We start from the raw sequence: 16,154 nt of genomic DNA, 5'->3' as shown, positions 1-16,154 counted from the left end.
ATGAATATACTGATACTAACATCAATTGGAGGCTCTTTTAACAGTGTGCGACCTGAGCTTGAGATTTTTGTCTCTTTAGCAAAAGAGGGACATAGTATAACGATTATGACTCAAAAAGAGAGTGCATATGCTGCAAGATTTAAAGAGTATAATATAGATGTTATAGAAGCAAAACACGATAAAAAAATAGATATCAAAAATATTTTATTAGCTAAAAAGATAATCAAAGAAAAAAAAATAGATATAGTATATGCAACTGCTTCACGAAGTATATCAAATGCAATATTTGCTTGTATGGGAACAGATGTAAAACTTGTGACTTATAGAGGTACAACAGGGGGGCTTTATAGGTATGACCCAAGTTCATATTTAAATGCATTAAACCCAAGAGTTGATGGTGTTATATGTGTATCTGAGTCGGTTGAGAGACATGTAAAAAAGCAAGTTTTAAGTAACTCAAAAAAAATAGTAACAATATATAAAGGGCATGATGTAAGCTGGTATGAACAGCAAAAGATCGATTTAGAGGAGTTTGGTACAAACAAAGATAATTTTAATATAGCGTTTGTCGCAAATGTAAGACCTCATAAAGGGCTTATTTATGTTATAAAAGCAGCATATGAGCTCTCAGGCTTCAAAGATATACATATTTTGCTAATAGGCGATAAAATAGATAAAGAGCCGTATATTTCAGAAATAGAAAATAGCGGTATGAAAGAGAAGATACATATAACAGGTTTTAGAAGCGATGTACCTCAGATAATATCTGCTTGTGATGTTTTGGTTCATGCTTCAACTAGAAAAGAAGGGTTACCTAGAGTTATTTTAGAGTCTTTAGCCAGTGGTACTCCTGTTATAGCATCGGCGAACGAGAGTTCATTAGAGATAATAGAAGACGGAGTAAACGGTTTTATAGTTCCTATAAAAGATGCTTTTGCAATTGCCGAGAAAATAAAACAGCTATATAATTCACCTCAAACACTACAAAGATTAAAAAGCCATGCAAAAGATGTTATAGAAGGTAAAATGTCACATAATACAACAGTAAAAAAATATACAGAACTATTAGAGTCTTTATGCAATTAGATAATATTTTTGAAAGAGAAAAACTAAAAAGTATCAGCTCGCATTTATTGATAGCAATAGCTTTTTTTATACCGCTATCTACTCCCATGCCAAGCATATTGTCTGCTTTTATTATATTAATTTGGTTGCGCATAGGTGAATTTAAAAAAAACTTCAACACACTTAAGAGCAACAAAGTAATTTTAGCAATCCTTTTTTTGACTACATTGTACATTATGTCTCTTTTTTGGAGTGATGATTTAACGCATGGTCTAAAATACACAATTAAGAAAGAATCAAGACTACTGCTGATTCCATTATTTATGCTATTTGCAAAAAAAGAGCATATTAAATATTATCTATATGCTTTTGTTATAGGAGCAAGTATTTCTGAACTCTTTTCTTATGCTATATTTTTTGGAATAATCCCATATTTTGGTCATGCAACATATGATTCTCCAAATCCTTTTTTAGGACATATTGTCTATTCACCAATTATAGCCATGGCTATCTATATTTTGTTATATTACATTTTGTTTGATAGTAATATCTCAAAAAAAGAGAAAATTATTTATGGCATATTCTTTACTACAATGACTATCAATCTTTTTATATCAGGTGGAAGAGCTGGTCAAGTCATGTTTTTTGGTGTGCTAATCATTATTCTATTTCAATACTATAATAAGCAAATTATTAAAACCATAACGATGTTCTCTATTATAACACCTTTGATTTTAGTCTCGTTTTATAGCACTCTTCCAAACTTCAAAGAAAGGGTGGATGCGGCTTTCTCGGACATAGCTCAGCTCGAGACGGACAGAAGCACATCGCTTGGTTTGAGGATTACTTTTGCACTTAATTCAATGGAAGTAATAAAAGACAATCCTATATTTGGCGTAGGGAGCGGTGGTTTCAAAAAAAATTATGAGGGTGTAAATCAAAAACTATCTCCGAATTTACCAGACACAGTAAACCCACACAATACCTACATTTTTGTTTTAGTTGAACTAGGATTGATTGGGATTTTTGCAGTGCTTGCCATCTTCTTTTTCCAGCTTAAACATGCTCTTACGCAAGAAGATATATTTTTAAAGCATTTAGGGGTTGCTCTTCCTTTGCTTTTTTTACTAATTATGCTTAGTGAAAGTTATTTATTTATAGTAAACACTGCATTTATGTTTGTTCTTTTTAGCTCTTTCCTTTATAAAAAATATCCAGATTCAGATAATAGGTTAAAAAATGGCATTTGAAGTAGATAATAATAGATATTTAGGTTTTTTAAAAAATATACAAAACCATTTTATACACTCAAACACATCTATACACAAAGCACGAAATGAGATAAAAATTATAGACTTTGAGGGTAAAGAACTTGTAGTAAAATCTTTTAAAATCCCAAATATAATAAATAAAGTAGTTTATACATTTTTTAGAGATTCAAAAGCGAAAAAGTCTTACGAAAATAGTGTTAAAATTATAGATTTTGTTCCAAAACCCGTAGGATTTGTAGAGTTTAAAAAGTTTGGGTTGCTAGATGAGAGCTACTATATTAGCGAAAAGTTTGATTATGATTTTACTATAAGAGAGCCTCTTTTAGATAAAGAGTTTTCAAAAAAAGATGCCTTGTTTAAAGCATTTGCAGCATTTACATTTAAACTTCACGAAAATTCTATATTGCACCTTGACTATTCGCCGGGAAATATCCTTATAAAAAAAGAAAACGAGGGTTATATATTTAAGATAGTAGATATAAACAGGATGGAGTTTAGAGGGTTGTCTTTAGATGAGAGGCTTAAAAATTTTGCTAAACTTTGGGCAAGAGATGATGATTTAAAAATAATAATCAAAGAGTATGCAAAGCTAAGTAGTGAGAATGAACAAAAATGTATAGATATAGCACTTAAATACTCACAAGCACATAAAGATAGAAAAAATGCAAAAAAAAGACTCAGAGGAGAAGCGGTTGTCGATTAAAAATATTTCTTGTGTTATTATTGTCAAAAACGCCGAAAATACTCTTGCAAATACTCTTGAATCATTAAAAGAGTTTGAAGATATCGTAATTTACGATAACGGCTCAATTGATGATACTGTTGAAATTGCAAAAAAATATAAAAATGTAAATATTGTTCAAGGCGAATTTTTTGGTTTTGGCCCAACAAAAAATGCAGCTGCGACATTTGCAAAAAATGAGTGGATACTTTCTTTAGACGCAGATGAGGTTTTGTCAAGTGAGTTTATAAAAAATTTAATTTCTATAGAGTTAAATGATAAAAATATATATGCTATTTTAAGAGAAAATTACTATAAAGATATACAAGTAAAACATTGTTGGGGGGATGATGTCATTGTTAGACTTTATAACAAAACCTTAACAAGATTTAGTGATGAAAAAGTACATGAAAAAGTTATAGAAAATGGATTTAGTAGGGCTAAAATTAATGGCTCAGTTTTACACTACCCATATTCTTGCATAAGTGATTTTATAGTAAAAACAGATAGATACTCAACTATATTTGCATTGAGCAATGTAGGCAAAAAAAAATCCTCTCCATTTAAAGCTTTTTATAGATCATTATTTCATTTTTTTAGGGTATATTTTTTCAAGCTAGGATTTCTTGATGGCTATGTTGGCTTGTTGATAAGTTTTTCTGGAGCAAATGGAGTTTTTTTTAAATATCTTAAACTTTATGAGGAGAATAACAAGTGACTACTTCATTAATAATCACAACCTATAATTGGCCACAGGCATTAGAATTATCTTTAAAGAGCATTTTGGGACAAACTAAAAAACCAGACGAAATAATAATAGCTGATGATGGCTCAACAGATGATACAAAAAATTTAATAGAACAAATTTCTAATGGTTGCGATATTAAAATAATACACTCATGGCAAGAGGACAATGGTTTTAGAGCTGCAAGAAGCAGAAATCTAGCAATTTCAAAAAGTAACTGTGAATATATAATTTGTATAGATGGGGATATGATTCTAGATAAAGATTTTATACAAGATCATCTAAAATGCAAAAGCAAAGGGTTTTATATACAAGGGTCTAGGGTACTTTTGTCTCCAAGATTAACAAAAGAGATACTGCTAAAAAAAGAATTTAAAGCACCAACCCTATTTTCAAAAGAGATAAAAAACAACCTTAATGGAATAAAAAACAAATTTTTATCATTTTTTATATGCAGCAAAAGCAGCAGAAATCATAAAGGGGTAAAAAGCTGTAATTTTTCTTTCTATAAAGATGATTTTTTAAAAGTAAATGGATTTAATGAAAATTTCACTTCATGGGGCAGAGAAGATAGTGAGTTCATAGAGAGGCTTTATAATATTGGTATAAAAAGAAAAAATCTAAAATTTGCCGGAATTCAGTATCATTTATATCATAATGAAGGAAGTTCTAGCTCATCAAACGATTCAATACTTAAAAACGCTATAGAAAAAAAGCTTCAATGGTGTGAAAATGGTATAAATAAACACTTAGAGGAAAAAAATGGATAAAACAGTTTCATTGGTTATTACAAGTTGCGATAGATTTGATTTGCTGAAACAGACTTTGGATAGCTTTTTTAAGTTCAACACATATAAGTTAAGCCAAATAATTATAATAGAAGACTCTTTAAAACAAAAAGAGTTGGAAAAAATTATAAATAATTATAAATCATATAGTTTTACTATTATTTCAAACAAAGAAAAGCTGGGGCAACTAAAAAGTATAGACAAAGCCTATTCGCTTGTTACAAGTAAATATATTTTTCACTGCGAAGATGACTGGAATTTTTTAGATTATGGTTTTATTGAAAAATCTATTGATATTTTAGAAAAAGACAAAAATATACTTTCTGTATGGTTAAGAAATATAGATGAATTAACCACAATAGAGTTTTCCGATGAAGTATATAGCACAAGTTCAAATGAAAAATATAAACTTGTTTATAGTGATATTCTATCTTTCAATCCTAGTTTAAGACGCTTATCTGAGTATAAGTTAATAAAAAATTTCGCACAACATGAAAATAAGATGTTTGAAAGAACAATTTCTGACTTTTACAAAAACAGTGGTTTTTTATCTGCTATATTTCTAAAACCTTATGTTGAACACATCGGATGGCATCGAAGAGTATTAAATGCAGACAAAAAAAGAAGTTCCATCATCTATAGACTTGATAATATTATAAAAAAAATAAAGGCTTCAATCTATAAAAAATTTTCATTAGGTAAATTTTCAAAAAAAACTTAATCCCATTTTAAACTATACTATTTTAACACATATATAGCAGGAAGAGCCGTTATAAAGTCACCGAGTTTATCTGTGCGTACCACTAAAATATTCACTATTTACCTTTATAAAAATGTACTCAACAGGATGCTTACCCAGACAACTACAAAAAGAGAAATACTTAAAAAAACAACTGCACTACCTACATCTTTTGCTCTGCCTGCCATCTCGTGATGTTCTAGCGTTACAAGGTCAACAACCCTCTCAATTGCGCTATTTGCCGCCTCTGCTATAAGCATAAGCATAAGAGAGATAAACATAAGAAGCTTGTTAGAGAGTGTTGTTTCTATAAAAAAAAGAGCTGGAAGTAAAAGAAAAAACAGCAGAAGTTCTATCTTAAAAGAGGATTCATTTTTAAGCAAATCTTGCAATCCTTTGAGCGCATAAGTCGTATTTTTAAAAAAATTATATTTCGGCTGATTTCTCAATGATTTTTCCTTGTTAAATTCTCAATAAACTACAAATCGATTTTTTCTTCGATATAATGGAGATACCTTTTTATCTCACCAAGTTTTGCTAAAACATCTTCGCAGATAACCAGATAATCTATCTTTTCATAATCATGCGCTAAAAAATTTCTAAATGATGCAATTTTTGCAAAATCATATGCAAATTCTCTTGGCAAAATGCCATTCTCGCCCAAAATATCTATAGCTTCATAGTAACTTTGCGGGGATTCAAAATTTTTATATTTTATGACCATTTCAGCCAAAGATATAGAGCCGTCACTTACCAGATAGAGATAGTGAAGAAGCGCACCCTCATACATCGGGTCATTTAAAAATCTCTTTTTACAATCATCTTTATAGCTGTCCAATAGAGTTAAATAGTAGTTTATCTTTTCTATCTTTTTTACAATTCTATGCTGCATCTATGCTTCTTTTGAACGCTTTATAGTCGAGTATATCGTGTTGGGTTCTTAGCTCAAAATCTACTCTTTTATCACTCTCTTTTAAAACTACCCCTTTTTTTAAAACCGCTTCCAAAAGGGAGAGATTTTTTGCATTGTTGAGTAGCAGTATATCAACATCTTTTTTGAGAAATTTTGAGAGTTCATAGTTTATTTGCAGTTGCGAATCCAAATCTGTTGTATGCAAAAAAAGAGCGATATCGACATCGCTAGAAGCTTTTTGTGAACCATCGGCATAAGAACCAAAAAGATATGCAAATACAATATTGGGAAGTGTTTGCAGTTTTTGTGTCAAGATATCTTTTACTGTGCAAAGTGCCATAAAAACTCCTTGTTTTAAACTATAAGGCGATTTTATCTCAAAAAGGTTATAATTCGCCTTATGAAACAGCCATATATCTGGGATAACTATTCCGACCAACCATATCCGCTACAAGATAAAAACTACAAACAAGAGATGCGAAAAAAGCAGTTTGGCTCGCTTGTAAAAACTATTTTTGTCTCTCTTGTTGTGCTTCCCATCTCGCTTATACTTACACCGTTTGTTAAAAGAAAACATATATGTTCAAATGACTTTTTTTGCATCGGCGTTGATTTTGAGAGAGAACCGCAAGCGACACTTGCGATGGTGCAAGAGCTTGGAGCAGAGAGAGTTTTAGTGCGCTTTAAACTTTGGGAGATGGAGAAACTACCGCTTTTAAAAGAGTTTCTGCTTTTTTCTCATGGCAAAAAAATAACGCTCAAAATCCTGCAAGACAGAGAACATGTACAAGACTTGGCACTTTTGCAAAGAGATTTACAAACCGTCTTTAGCACACTAGGTGAAGTAGTAGATATGTTTGAAATCGGCTCAACCATAAACAGAGCAAAATGGGGGCTTTTCAGCGTTGATGAATACAGCAGCTTTTATAAAGTCGCCTATAATCTCAAAACCTCAAAATTTCCGCATATAAAACTTATAGGCAGCGGCGTTATAGACTTTGAGTACCACTTCACGGCGCATACACTTTTTAACCTTTGCGATTACCGGTATGACGGTGTATCTTCACTTCTCTATGTTGACAGACGGGGCGCACCCGAAAATATGCAGATGGGCTTTACCCTGCTTGACAAAATTGCACTTCTCACAACCATGGTGTGGCTTAGCCCAAAAAGTGTACATGAACTTCACATTACCGAGACCAACTGGCCCATAAGCGGTACTGCTCCTTATGCTCCGACAAGTGAGTATGAGTGTGTGAGCGAGGAGCTTTATGCCGCCTATATGCTACGCTACCATCTGCTTGCTTTTGCCTCACAACAGGTCGATTCTCTCTCGTGGCATCAACTTATTGCAGCAGGTTATGGACTGGTTGACAACAGAGACGGTTTGCGCAAGAGAGAGGCTTATGAAGTCTATAAGTATATGGTTGCTACGCTTAAAAATGCGGAGTTTTTACGCCTTGATATCAAAAGAGGGCATCATACACTCCAGTGTTTGCTCCAAAATGACGAACTGCTCCAAATCCACTGGTCGCTAAAGCCAAAAACCATAAAAAATGAAGATATTTTTAGGTCTTTTTCAAGCAACGGCAAAAAGATAGAAGACGAATTTTTAGAGATTGGCGCAAACCCGATTTATATATTTATAGAGTAGGCATAACATGAAAATACTTATAATCTTACCAAACTGGCTAGGCGATGCAGTTATGGCAACCCCTGCAATAGAACTTTTATCCAAATACTATCCAAAAGCCGAGTTTACTTTTGTGGGAAGCTTTGTAACCATAGAGGCTCTCAAATACCATCCACGCTGTAAAAATGCGATAGTCGATGAAACAAAAAAAGCTCCAAACAGAATCAAAGCAACCTATGAGCTTGCAAAAAAACTAGGCAGCTTTGACATGGCAATCTCTTTTAGAAATCAGATTCACTCATCCTTGCTTCTAAAACTAACGGAGAGCGTACTCTGCATCGCCAAAAAGTCGTGGCACTCTATGTTTTTGCTCTCCCATACTCCAACCATCAAAGCAGACAAACACCTCGCTAAACAGTATGCCCAACTTGCCATGATAAACACCGACGCATGGGACAAAACTACGCCACCGCTAAAACTCTACATCGAACCCAAAAAGTTTGACAAACCCGTGATGGGCATAAATGCAGGTGCAACTTACGGAAGTGCCAAACGGTGGTATCCGGAGAGATTTGCAGCAGTTGCAAAAGAGTATAGCAACATGTACGATATCATCATCTTTGGCGGCCCAAATGAGGTTGATATGGCAAAAGAGATTGAGACAAATCTCAAAGCATCCCATGTGAGCAACTACACAAACTTAGCAGGAAAAACAACCATAAAAGAGCTATGTGAACATATCGGCGGATGCTCTTTGTTTGTGACAAACGACAGCGGACCGATGCATGTGGCGGCGGCTTACGGAGTCCCTACCGTCTCCATTTTCGGACCGACAAAACACACAGAAACTTCACAATGGATGAATGAAAAAAGCACTATCATCAGACACGATATAGAGTGCGCGCCATGTATGAGGAGAGAGTGCCCTCTTGGGCATCACGAGTGTATGAAAAGCATAGAGGCATCAGAAGTTATAGAGGCAGTGGGGAAGATGGTGCTTTAACTCTCCTGTATCCTCTGTATAGTTTTTGTTGTACTCTTCCCATCCACAAAATCAACAAGCTTTAACTCACCCGCAAACTCTGTTCCCACAACATCTTTGCCTTTATAGTCGCCGCCTTTGACAAGTATGTCGGGAGAGACTATTTTTATAAGCTCATAAGGCGTATCATCCTCAAATGGCACAACAAAATCAACCGCTTCAAGAGCCGCTAAAAGATAGGCTCTATCTTCTGCAATATTTATAGGTCTTGATTCACCTTTTAACCTTTTTACCGATGCATCGGAGTTAAGTCCGACTATGAGGACATCCCCAAAACTCTTTGCCTCTTGAAGATATTTTACATGCCCTACATGCAAAATGTCAAAACAGCCGTTTGTAAAGACAACTTTTTTACCACTTTTGCGGTATCGCTCCACGACTGCTTTTATCTCATCAAAACTCTTTATATGTGCATCAGAGGTACTTTTATGCAGAGCTGCTTCATACTCCTCTATCTCATCAAGCGTAACCGTTGCAGAGCCAATTTTGCCTACAACTACACCTGCTGCAAGATTTGCAAATGATGCCGCTTTGTCTATATTTGCACCTGCGCTTAGTGCATACGCTATGGAAGCTATAACCGTATCTCCCGCCCCCGTTACATCAAAAACCTCTTTTGCAACTGTGGGAAAAATCTTCATTTCATCTTCATAAGTCGCTATCCCGTCTTCTGAGAGAGTAATCATAGAGATACCCAGCCCACACTCTCCTTTAAGTTTTAAAAGAGCAAGTTCAAGTGAGATTTTATCTTTTATCTCTATTTTAGTAGCAATCATTGCTTCTTTTTTATTTGGTGTAAGAAGATATGCACCCTTGTATTTGCTATAGTCGCTTCCTTTTGGATCTACCAAAACTTTTACTCTGTTTTTTGAACAAAGTTTTATAATTCCCTGACATAGCTCATAGCTTAACACGCCCTTGCCGTAGTCGGAAAGTATTACCGCATCATAGTTGCAAATAATATCTTGCAAAGAACTCACGATATCATCTGCCAAAATTTTTGATATCTGCTCTTTACTCTCTTTATCATATCGTAAAATTTGTTGCGAGCTAGCTATTACCCGGCTTTTTTTTGATGTTTTTCTACCATGCTCAATTTTTACATTTGCTACATCAACACCGATTTTTTTCAACATGCCGACAAGTTCAACACCGATATCGTCATCACCTATAACACTGCTTGCAGAGACTTTGGCGCCAAGAGAGACAAGATTGTTTATCACATTTCCGGCACCTCCAAGAACAGTCGTCTCTTTTGCGATGTCCACAACCTGCACGGGAGCCTCAGGAGATATTCTCTCACAACTCCCCCACAGATAGTGATCTATCATCAAATCACCTACAACCAAAATACTAGGATGCAACCCTTTAAAATTCTTCATTTTTTCACTTCTTGTTCATAAATTCTTCTGATTTCGCCGACATAAGCTTTTATACCGTCTTCCATTTCAAAACGCGGCTCATACCCTAAAATCTCTTTTGTCGTAGAGATATCCGCTTCTGTATGAAACTGGTAGCTTCCGATAAATGGGTTTGGGATATATTCGCAAGACAAATTTGTCCCAAGCTCATACTGCAAAATATCCACTATATCTTGAAAGCTTCTTGCCTTACCGGTTCCGACATTAAAGATTCCGCTCTCTTTTGGATTCATAGCTTTTATATTTGCCTGAATAATATCTTCTATATAGATGAAATCTCTTAAAATTTTATCGCTGTTTTCAAAAAGTTTCGGATTTTTACCGCTTAATATTTGGTGACCAAACTGCAAAATCATAGATGCGGTCGTATTTTTAAAATACTCTCTGGCACCGTAAACATTGAAGTATCTAAGCCCCACTATTTTTATCTCTTCTTTTTGCATATATTGGCGGCTTAGATTGTCCATACAAAGTTTTGAAAAACCGTAAACATTTTGCGGTGCTTCATGCCCTACTTTTTGAGGTGACGGTGCATTTCCATAAGTTGCCGCAGATGAAGCATAAATCATATTTGCGCCATGATTAATGGCAAGTGCTAACAGATCTTTATAAGCATTAACATTTGTTCTTATCATCAAATCCTGCTCTAGTGCAGTAGTGTCAGAGATAGCAGCTTCATGAAAAATATAGTCAAATTTATAATTTAATTCTAAGTTAAGCAACACATCCTTGTCATTGATATCGCCGCTTATGACTTCTCCGTGAAAACCAATGAGATTTTTAAAATGTCCAAAGCTTTTTAAGTTCCCATTAGAGAGAGTTTTGCCACTTCTAAAGCTGTCAAGAACTATAACTTTTGCTTCTGGATGATTCTCTTGAAAGTAAAACGCCAAGTTTGAACCAATGAAACCAGCACCCCCCGTTATAAGGATTGTTTTGTCTTTTAAGTCATCATCAATGTATCTCATTTACACACCTATATCTTTTTAAATTTAACAAAATACTAACCAATAAACCATTAACATCTATTTAAGAGTAAAGTTACTATAATTTGCCCGAAATTTAAAAAAAGGGTTTAAAATGAAAAAAATCGTATTATCAATCGTTGCATTAACTGCATCAACTTTAGTTATGGCTGATGCTGTAAACGCTGGTGCATGTACTGGTTGTCACGGTGCTGACTGGAGCAAACCTGCTCTTGGAAAATCTAAAAATGTTTCTGCAATGAGCAAAGCGGATATCGCTACTGCACTTAAAGGTTACAAAGCTGGAACTTACGGCGGACCAATGAAAGGTCTTATGGCTGGTCAAGTTGCAAAATACTCTGATGCAGAACTAGACGCATTCGCTCAAACTATCGGTAAGTAATTTACCTAAGCCGCTCTTTTTGAGTGGCTTTCTTCTTCCTTTCTACTCCGGTTTATAGTTTTCCTTCAGGCTTTTTTTCTTTAATTCCTGTTTTAACGCATCATTGAGTTCATCTTCGCCATCAAATTTTGCAGCATTTAAAAACTTCTCTTCATCATCAAACTGTCCATTTTTTACTGCCCACAAAAAAGCAAAAAGTGCAATTGCCCCCAAAAAAAGCGATGCTCCAAGCATCATGGCTATTACCCAACTATCCATTTTCTTTAAATCCTTGGCGTATGCGTATAGAATTGCCGACCACCAAAAGCGAACTCGCCGACATAGATATAGCCGCAACAAGAGGTATAACATATCCGGCTATAGCCAAAGGAATCGTCAAAGCATTATAGACAAGTGAGATAAAAAGATTCTCTTTGATAAGAGCAAGTGTTGTCTTACTTATCTTAAATGCCTCTTCAAGTGACCTAACAGAGTTGTTTAAAAGCACCACATCTCCGACTTCAACAGCGATATCACTACCGCCACCCATCGCAATACCTATATCCGCCGATGCAAGTGCAAGTATGTCATTTACACCATCGCCAACCATTACAACACTTTTTGCTTCATCGTGAAGCTTGTTGATAAATTCAGCTTTGCTTTGAGGCGTCTGCTCATACAACACCCTCCCTATGCCAACGCTTGAAGCCACTTTTTTTGCCGCACTCTCATTGTCACCCGTGAGCATAACGACATCAATTTGCATCTTTTTCATAGCAGCAACAAGTTCTAAAACACCATCTTTTACTTTATCTTCCAGCTCATAAACAGCAACAACTTTTTGGTCAATGGCAAAACAGAAGAGCGTCGCATTGCTTGAAAAATCTATAGCAACCCCATTTGTATCTAAAAGCTTTTTATTTCCCCCAAGCAGCCTCATCTCTCCAAGTTCTGCCATCATACCCTGTGAAGGAATTTGCGTAAAAACATCAAAAGTGTATTCATGAAAATTTTCATTCTCTTGTTTTATAAATCGTGCCACCCCTTTGGCTATAGGGTGATTTGAAGATGCAATAAACGAGTAGAGCAACTCTTTGTCAAACGCATCAAAAATATGCTCTCTAATAACTTCAGGCTTTCCTGCCGTGATAGTTCCTGTCTTGTCTAAAACAAGCGTGTCGGTTTTTGCCATCGTCTCAAGTCCTGCCGCCTCTTTAAAAAGTATTCCCCTTGATGCACCAAGTCCTAGCCCTACCAAAGTTGCAACCGGTGTCGCAAGAGCAAGCGCACACGGACAAGCGATAATGATAACAGAGATGGCCACCATCAAAGAAGTCTCAAAACTATATGACGCCCACCACCACCCCAAAAATGTCAACAATGAAAGCGTCAAGATTATCAGGGAGAAGTGTTCTGAGAGCCTATTTGCCATCCGCTGAATTTTTGGTTTTTTGTTGATAGCGCTCTCTAAAAGTTTGACAATATTTGAGAGCGTTGAATGCCTAAAATCTTTAAGCACTTTAAATTGCACATCTGCATCAATGCTTACAGTACCGCTAATAACGTTCATTCCGATATTTTTATAGATCGGCTCGCTCTCTCCGGTCAAGCTTGACTCATCAAACGAACCGCTCCCTTTAGTAATCTCGCCATCGAGCAAAACCCTATCACCGCTTGAGATAACAACCACATCTCCAACCTGCACATCTTCAAGCTTTATAATGATTATTTTATCTTCTTTGACTATTTTCACTTCACTTGGTATTGCGCTTGTAATCTTATCGAGCGTATCGGCAGCCTTTTTCTTACTAAGCACCTCTAAAAATTTTCCTATCAAAACAAAGGTAATTATCATTGTTACAGAGTCAAAATAAGCTTCACCTTTTTGACTTACAGCAACATAGAGAGAATAAACATACGCCAAAGTAGCCCCTGTTGCCACAAGAAGATCCATATTGACTACTTTTGTCTTCAGCCCATAGTATGCACCTCTAAAAAAGACCCAACCGCTATAAAAGAGCACAGGTGTTGCAAGCACACCTTCTGCTATATTGAGGATTGTTTTTACGTCTTGCATTATCCCACTAAAATAGCCTGCATACTGAGCCACTGCAATCCACATAGTATTCATGGAAGCAAATATTGCAACTGCCATTTTAAGATAATATGACTTTCTCTCTTTGTTTGCATGTGACTCTTGAGCCAAAGCATCATAAGCAAATGCGTCATAACCGATAGAGCGAATGGTATCTATAATTTTTGAGAGCTTTACAACATTGTCCGCCCACACAATTGTAGCTTTGTTGTTTGTAAAGTTGATATTTGCCTCTATAACACCATTCATCTTATGCAAAGCTTTTTCATTGAGCCAGACGCATGCAGAGCAGTGAATTCCTTCAATAACAAGCGAAACTTCGCAAAAACCATCCCTATTAACTTTGACATACTTGTCATAAAAAGATTGAGAATCAAAAGTTGAAGAATCTTTAATGGTTTGCATAGGCGGAGACAAGGGAGTGTTTTTGCTTTTTTCATAAAAGCCCTCCAGCCCCTCTTCTTGAAGCAGATGAAAAACTCCTTGACAGCCATTGCAGCAAAAGTAATGCTCACCCTCTTTTATCATAGCCGATGGCTCAAACTCCAAATGACAATGTGAACAAGGTATCTTAGAGGACAACTTCAAACCTTCCAAATTTTTTGTTTTTTTGGATTTTGTTCCATGGCACTGCATGTCCGTTCATGCAAATATAGACACCGTACTCCCCAATACCTTTTGCAAACCCTATCGCCATTCCAAGATTGAAACTCGCCTCCACACTGTCTATCTCAAAAGGGCGCATAGCACCGACAAAAACGATTTTTCTATTTTCAAATATCTCTGCCAAAAATTCGGCACTCAGGTGCATCGTATCTGTCCCATGAACTATCACAAATGTGTCATCCATCGATTCCGCAATGATGCGTGCTAACATTTTTCTATCATCTAGCGTCATCTCTAAGCTATCCTTGTAGATAACTCCTGCTAGGTCAAACTTTGCATCAGAACTCTTAAGTATCTCTTCTATTGCAGCATTGCTATAGGGAACTTCTAGCTCTCCATTTAAAGGATTGTATTTTTTATTGAAAGTACCACCGCTGTTGAGTATCAGCATTTTTTATATCTCCTCTAGTTTAGAAACTATTTTTGTTGCTTTTGATTTGACATATATATGATGTTCATCAAAAAGATAACTATTTTTTATCCCCGCAACAAGGGAAGCTTCGATATCACTCTCTTTATCGCCGACTAAAATAGAGTTTTCAAGGTCAACATTAAACTCTTTTTGCGCATCAAACAACATCCCAGCATTTGGTTTTCTACAACTGCACGCTCCTGATATCTCGGGATGATGCGGACAAAAATAAACTTTTTGTATCGTTATGCCATGTTTTGCAAACTCTTCTACCATCCATGATGACAAAATATCAAACGCCTCTTGAGTATAATAACCCCTTGCAATTCCCGATTGGTTGGTTACGATAAAAATAAGATATCCTTGATTTTGGTACTTTTTGCAAAGCTCAAAAATTCCATCTACAAACTTAAAATCTTCAATTTTATAAAGATAGTTTATCTCAATATTCACTACACCGTCACGGTCTAAAAAAAGAGCTTTATTCATAAAAAATTAGTTCACGCCCTCTGCAAAAATCTCTTTTTCTATAATGTCACAAATAATATGCCCGATAAGGATGTGTGTTTCTTGAATCCTAGGAGTAGATTCTGAGGGAACAACAATAGCCATATCAGCCATCTTTGCCATCATTCCACCATCCCGCCCGACAAGCGCAACAGTAGTTATCCCTTTTTGCTTTGCAACTTCAAAAGCATTAACAATATTTTGAGAGTTACCCGATGTTGAAATACCGATAAACAAATCCCCGCGCTGCCCCATTCCTTCCAATTGACGAGAAAAAACCTTATCATATCCATAATCATTACCAATAGCAGTTAAATTTGAAGTATCTGTAGTTAGTGCAAGAGATGGCAGTGACGGTCTGTCAAAACCATATCTCCCAACTAACTCCGCCGCAATATGCTGCGCATCCGCCGCACTGCCACCGTTTCCGGCTAAAATTGTTTTATTTGTGCTATTTTTATAAATGGCAACACAAGCCTGTGCCACTTGCACTATTTTTTCCAATAATGCATCATCATTATAAACTGATTGTTTTGTTTCATAAGATTTTTTTATCTGATCTTTAATGTAATTCTTCATATAACATCCTAAAATTGTATGTAAAATAATAGCATAGAATTAATTGTTAAAGCTTCAAAAGCAGGATATAAATGACGATTAAAAAAAGAATTTAAATGATTGTATAAGTAAAGAAGAAAAATGATCAACTAGGCAGCGACCTACGTTCCCAACCCTGTAAGGGTCAGTATTATCAGCGATGAGAGGCTTAGCTTCCGGGTTCGGAATGGA

At 35.5% G+C, this 16,154-nt stretch carries 19 protein-coding genes; 9 read left to right on the top strand and 10 right to left on the bottom strand.

What is annotated here, in order from left to right:
- Genes PHY84_RS10345 through PHY84_RS10320 form a run of 6 tightly spaced genes read left to right on the top strand, consistent with a single transcriptional unit; the run spans position 1 to position 5,311 of the window.
- A complete protein-coding gene (locus PHY84_RS10345; RefSeq protein WP_299859521.1) occupies positions 1-1,086 on the top strand; it encodes a glycosyltransferase family 4 protein in 1,086 nt (361 codons plus the stop codon).
- The gene (locus PHY84_RS10340) at positions 1,077-2,315 is read left to right on the top strand and encodes an O-antigen ligase family protein (protein WP_299859520.1); all 1,239 of its coding nucleotides are present in this window, start codon (positions 1,077-1,079) and stop codon (positions 2,313-2,315) included. The genes PHY84_RS10345 and PHY84_RS10340 overlap by 10 nt, the downstream gene beginning before the upstream one ends.
- Positions 2,305-3,039 carry a hypothetical protein gene (locus PHY84_RS10335; protein WP_299859519.1) on the top strand — a complete coding sequence of 245 codons (735 nt, stop codon included), beginning with the start codon at positions 2,305-2,307 and terminating at the stop codon, positions 3,037-3,039. The genes PHY84_RS10340 and PHY84_RS10335 overlap by 11 nt, the downstream gene beginning before the upstream one ends.
- On the top strand, positions 2,999-3,775 hold the full coding sequence (locus PHY84_RS10330) for a glycosyltransferase family 2 protein (protein ID WP_299859516.1): 777 nt from the start codon (positions 2,999-3,001) through the stop codon (positions 3,773-3,775). Before PHY84_RS10335 ends, PHY84_RS10330 begins: the two co-directional genes overlap by 41 nt.
- Positions 3,772-4,572, top strand: a complete 801-nt coding sequence (locus PHY84_RS10325; RefSeq protein WP_299859515.1) for a glycosyltransferase family 2 protein — start codon at positions 3,772-3,774, stop codon at positions 4,570-4,572. Before PHY84_RS10330 ends, PHY84_RS10325 begins: the two co-directional genes overlap by 4 nt.
- Positions 4,565-5,311, top strand: a complete 747-nt coding sequence (locus tag PHY84_RS10320; protein ID WP_299859514.1) for a glycosyltransferase — start codon at positions 4,565-4,567, stop codon at positions 5,309-5,311. The genes PHY84_RS10325 and PHY84_RS10320 overlap by 8 nt, the downstream gene beginning before the upstream one ends.
- Positions 5,312-5,415: 104 nt before the next feature.
- Here the strand turns inward: PHY84_RS10320 and PHY84_RS10315 are convergent, their stop codons facing one another.
- From PHY84_RS10315 to PHY84_RS10305, 3 genes are read right to left on the bottom strand one after another with little or no spacing between them, the layout of a single operon-like run.
- Entirely contained in the window at positions 5,416-5,778 is a 363-nt protein-coding gene (locus tag PHY84_RS10315; RefSeq protein WP_299859513.1) for a diacylglycerol kinase, read from the bottom strand.
- Positions 5,779-5,807: 29 nt separating this feature from the next.
- A complete protein-coding gene (locus PHY84_RS10310) occupies positions 5,808-6,221 on the bottom strand; it encodes a DUF86 domain-containing protein (RefSeq protein WP_299859512.1) in 414 nt (137 codons plus the stop codon).
- On the bottom strand, positions 6,211-6,582 hold the full coding sequence (locus PHY84_RS10305) for a nucleotidyltransferase domain-containing protein (protein ID WP_299859511.1): 372 nt from the start codon (positions 6,580-6,582) through the stop codon (positions 6,211-6,213). Before PHY84_RS10305 ends, PHY84_RS10310 begins: the two co-directional genes overlap by 11 nt.
- 60 nt (positions 6,583-6,642) lie before the next feature.
- Here PHY84_RS10305 and PHY84_RS10300 point away from each other — a divergent pair, with 60 nt between their 5' ends.
- Positions 6,643-7,896: a glycosyl hydrolase gene (locus PHY84_RS10300; protein ID WP_299859509.1), complete on the top strand. Its 1,254-nt coding sequence runs from the start codon at positions 6,643-6,645 to the stop codon at positions 7,894-7,896.
- 7 nt (positions 7,897-7,903) lie between these two features.
- Positions 7,904-8,878: a lipopolysaccharide heptosyltransferase II gene (waaF, locus tag PHY84_RS10295; protein WP_299859507.1), complete on the top strand. Its 975-nt coding sequence runs from the start codon at positions 7,904-7,906 to the stop codon at positions 8,876-8,878.
- Here waaF and rfaE1 read toward each other — a convergent pair.
- Together rfaE1 and rfaD are read right to left on the bottom strand one after the other, a co-directional pair.
- Positions 8,875-10,299, bottom strand: coding sequence for a D-glycero-beta-D-manno-heptose-7-phosphate kinase (gene rfaE1 / locus PHY84_RS10290; RefSeq protein ID WP_299859505.1), 1,425 nt, complete (start codon positions 10,297-10,299; stop codon positions 8,875-8,877). The two genes, waaF and rfaE1, sit on opposite strands and share 4 nt — an antisense overlap.
- Positions 10,296-11,306, bottom strand: a complete 1,011-nt coding sequence (rfaD, locus tag PHY84_RS10285) for an ADP-glyceromanno-heptose 6-epimerase (protein ID WP_299859503.1) — start codon at positions 11,304-11,306, stop codon at positions 10,296-10,298. The genes rfaE1 and rfaD overlap by 4 nt, the downstream gene beginning before the upstream one ends.
- 112 nt (positions 11,307-11,418) lie before the next feature.
- Between rfaD and PHY84_RS10280 the strand changes: the two genes are divergently transcribed.
- Positions 11,419-11,706 carry a cytochrome C gene (locus PHY84_RS10280; protein ID WP_299859501.1) on the top strand — a complete coding sequence of 96 codons (288 nt, stop codon included), beginning with the start codon at positions 11,419-11,421 and terminating at the stop codon, positions 11,704-11,706.
- Positions 11,707-11,748: 42 nt separating this feature from the next.
- Here the strand turns inward: PHY84_RS10280 and ccoS are convergent, their stop codons facing one another.
- The 5 genes from ccoS to gmhA are packed head-to-tail and all read right to left on the bottom strand — an operon-like array spanning position 11,749 to position 15,944.
- The gene (gene ccoS / locus PHY84_RS10275) at positions 11,749-11,964 is read right to left on the bottom strand and encodes a cbb3-type cytochrome oxidase assembly protein CcoS (protein ID WP_299859500.1); all 216 of its coding nucleotides are present in this window, start codon (positions 11,962-11,964) and stop codon (positions 11,749-11,751) included.
- Complete coding sequence (locus PHY84_RS10270) at positions 11,957-14,416, bottom strand: heavy metal translocating P-type ATPase (protein WP_299859498.1); 2,460 nt, start codon at positions 14,414-14,416, stop codon at positions 11,957-11,959. Before PHY84_RS10270 ends, ccoS begins: the two co-directional genes overlap by 8 nt.
- Positions 14,352-14,837, bottom strand: coding sequence for an asparaginase domain-containing protein (locus PHY84_RS10265; protein WP_299859496.1), 486 nt, complete (start codon positions 14,835-14,837; stop codon positions 14,352-14,354). The genes PHY84_RS10270 and PHY84_RS10265 overlap by 65 nt, the downstream gene beginning before the upstream one ends.
- Positions 14,838-14,840: 3 nt before the next feature.
- Positions 14,841-15,347 carry a D-glycero-beta-D-manno-heptose 1,7-bisphosphate 7-phosphatase gene (gene gmhB, locus PHY84_RS10260; RefSeq protein ID WP_299859494.1) on the bottom strand — a complete coding sequence of 169 codons (507 nt, stop codon included), beginning with the start codon at positions 15,345-15,347 and terminating at the stop codon, positions 14,841-14,843.
- A 6-nt stretch (positions 15,348-15,353) separates the two neighbouring features.
- Positions 15,354-15,944 carry a D-sedoheptulose 7-phosphate isomerase gene (gene gmhA, locus PHY84_RS10255; RefSeq protein ID WP_299859492.1) on the bottom strand — a complete coding sequence of 197 codons (591 nt, stop codon included), beginning with the start codon at positions 15,942-15,944 and terminating at the stop codon, positions 15,354-15,356.
- Between the last annotated feature and the right edge of the window lie 210 nt (positions 15,945-16,154).

The organism is Sulfurimonas sp. (genome assembly GCF_028694605.1).
Lineage (GTDB): Bacteria > Campylobacterota > Campylobacteria > Campylobacterales > Sulfurimonadaceae > Sulfurimonas.
The sequence above is the reverse complement of the archived record's forward strand: the minus strand, read 5'-3'. Positions and strand labels throughout refer to the sequence as shown.

What these genes read in the sequence shown, in the direction of transcription:
- PHY84_RS10345 (WP_299859521.1), top strand. Translation starts at nt 1, where the DNA reads ATGAATATACTGATACTAACATCAATTGGAGGCTCTTTTAACAGTGTG.
- PHY84_RS10340 (WP_299859520.1), top strand. Translation starts at nt 1,077, where the DNA reads ATGCAATTAGATAATATTTTTGAAAGAGAAAAACTAAAAAGTATCAGC.
- PHY84_RS10335 (WP_299859519.1), top strand. Translation starts at nt 2,305, where the DNA reads ATGGCATTTGAAGTAGATAATAATAGATATTTAGGTTTTTTAAAAAAT.
- PHY84_RS10330 (WP_299859516.1), top strand. Translation starts at nt 2,999, where the DNA reads ATGCAAAAAAAAGACTCAGAGGAGAAGCGGTTGTCGATTAAAAATATT.
- PHY84_RS10320 (WP_299859514.1), top strand. Translation starts at nt 4,565, where the DNA reads ATGGATAAAACAGTTTCATTGGTTATTACAAGTTGCGATAGATTTGAT.
- PHY84_RS10310 (WP_299859512.1), bottom strand. Translation starts at nt 6,221, where the DNA reads ATGCAGCATAGAATTGTAAAAAAGATAGAAAAGATAAACTACTATTTA.
- PHY84_RS10305 (WP_299859511.1), bottom strand. Translation starts at nt 6,582, where the DNA reads ATGGCACTTTGCACAGTAAAAGATATCTTGACACAAAAACTGCAAACA.
- PHY84_RS10300 (WP_299859509.1), top strand. Translation starts at nt 6,643, where the DNA reads ATGAAACAGCCATATATCTGGGATAACTATTCCGACCAACCATATCCG.
- waaF (WP_299859507.1), top strand. Translation starts at nt 7,904, where the DNA reads ATGAAAATACTTATAATCTTACCAAACTGGCTAGGCGATGCAGTTATG.
- rfaE1 (WP_299859505.1), bottom strand. Translation starts at nt 10,299, where the DNA reads ATGAAGAATTTTAAAGGGTTGCATCCTAGTATTTTGGTTGTAGGTGAT.
- rfaD (WP_299859503.1), bottom strand. Translation starts at nt 11,306, where the DNA reads ATGAGATACATTGATGATGACTTAAAAGACAAAACAATCCTTATAACG.
- PHY84_RS10280 (WP_299859501.1), top strand. Translation starts at nt 11,419, where the DNA reads ATGAAAAAAATCGTATTATCAATCGTTGCATTAACTGCATCAACTTTA.
- ccoS (WP_299859500.1), bottom strand. Translation starts at nt 11,964, where the DNA reads ATGGATAGTTGGGTAATAGCCATGATGCTTGGAGCATCGCTTTTTTTG.
- PHY84_RS10270 (WP_299859498.1), bottom strand. Translation starts at nt 14,416, where the DNA reads ATGCAGTGCCATGGAACAAAATCCAAAAAAACAAAAAATTTGGAAGGT.
- PHY84_RS10265 (WP_299859496.1), bottom strand. Translation starts at nt 14,837, where the DNA reads ATGCTGATACTCAACAGCGGTGGTACTTTCAATAAAAAATACAATCCT.
- gmhB (WP_299859494.1), bottom strand. Translation starts at nt 15,347, where the DNA reads ATGAATAAAGCTCTTTTTTTAGACCGTGACGGTGTAGTGAATATTGAG.
- gmhA (WP_299859492.1), bottom strand. Translation starts at nt 15,944, where the DNA reads ATGAAGAATTACATTAAAGATCAGATAAAAAAATCTTATGAAACAAAA.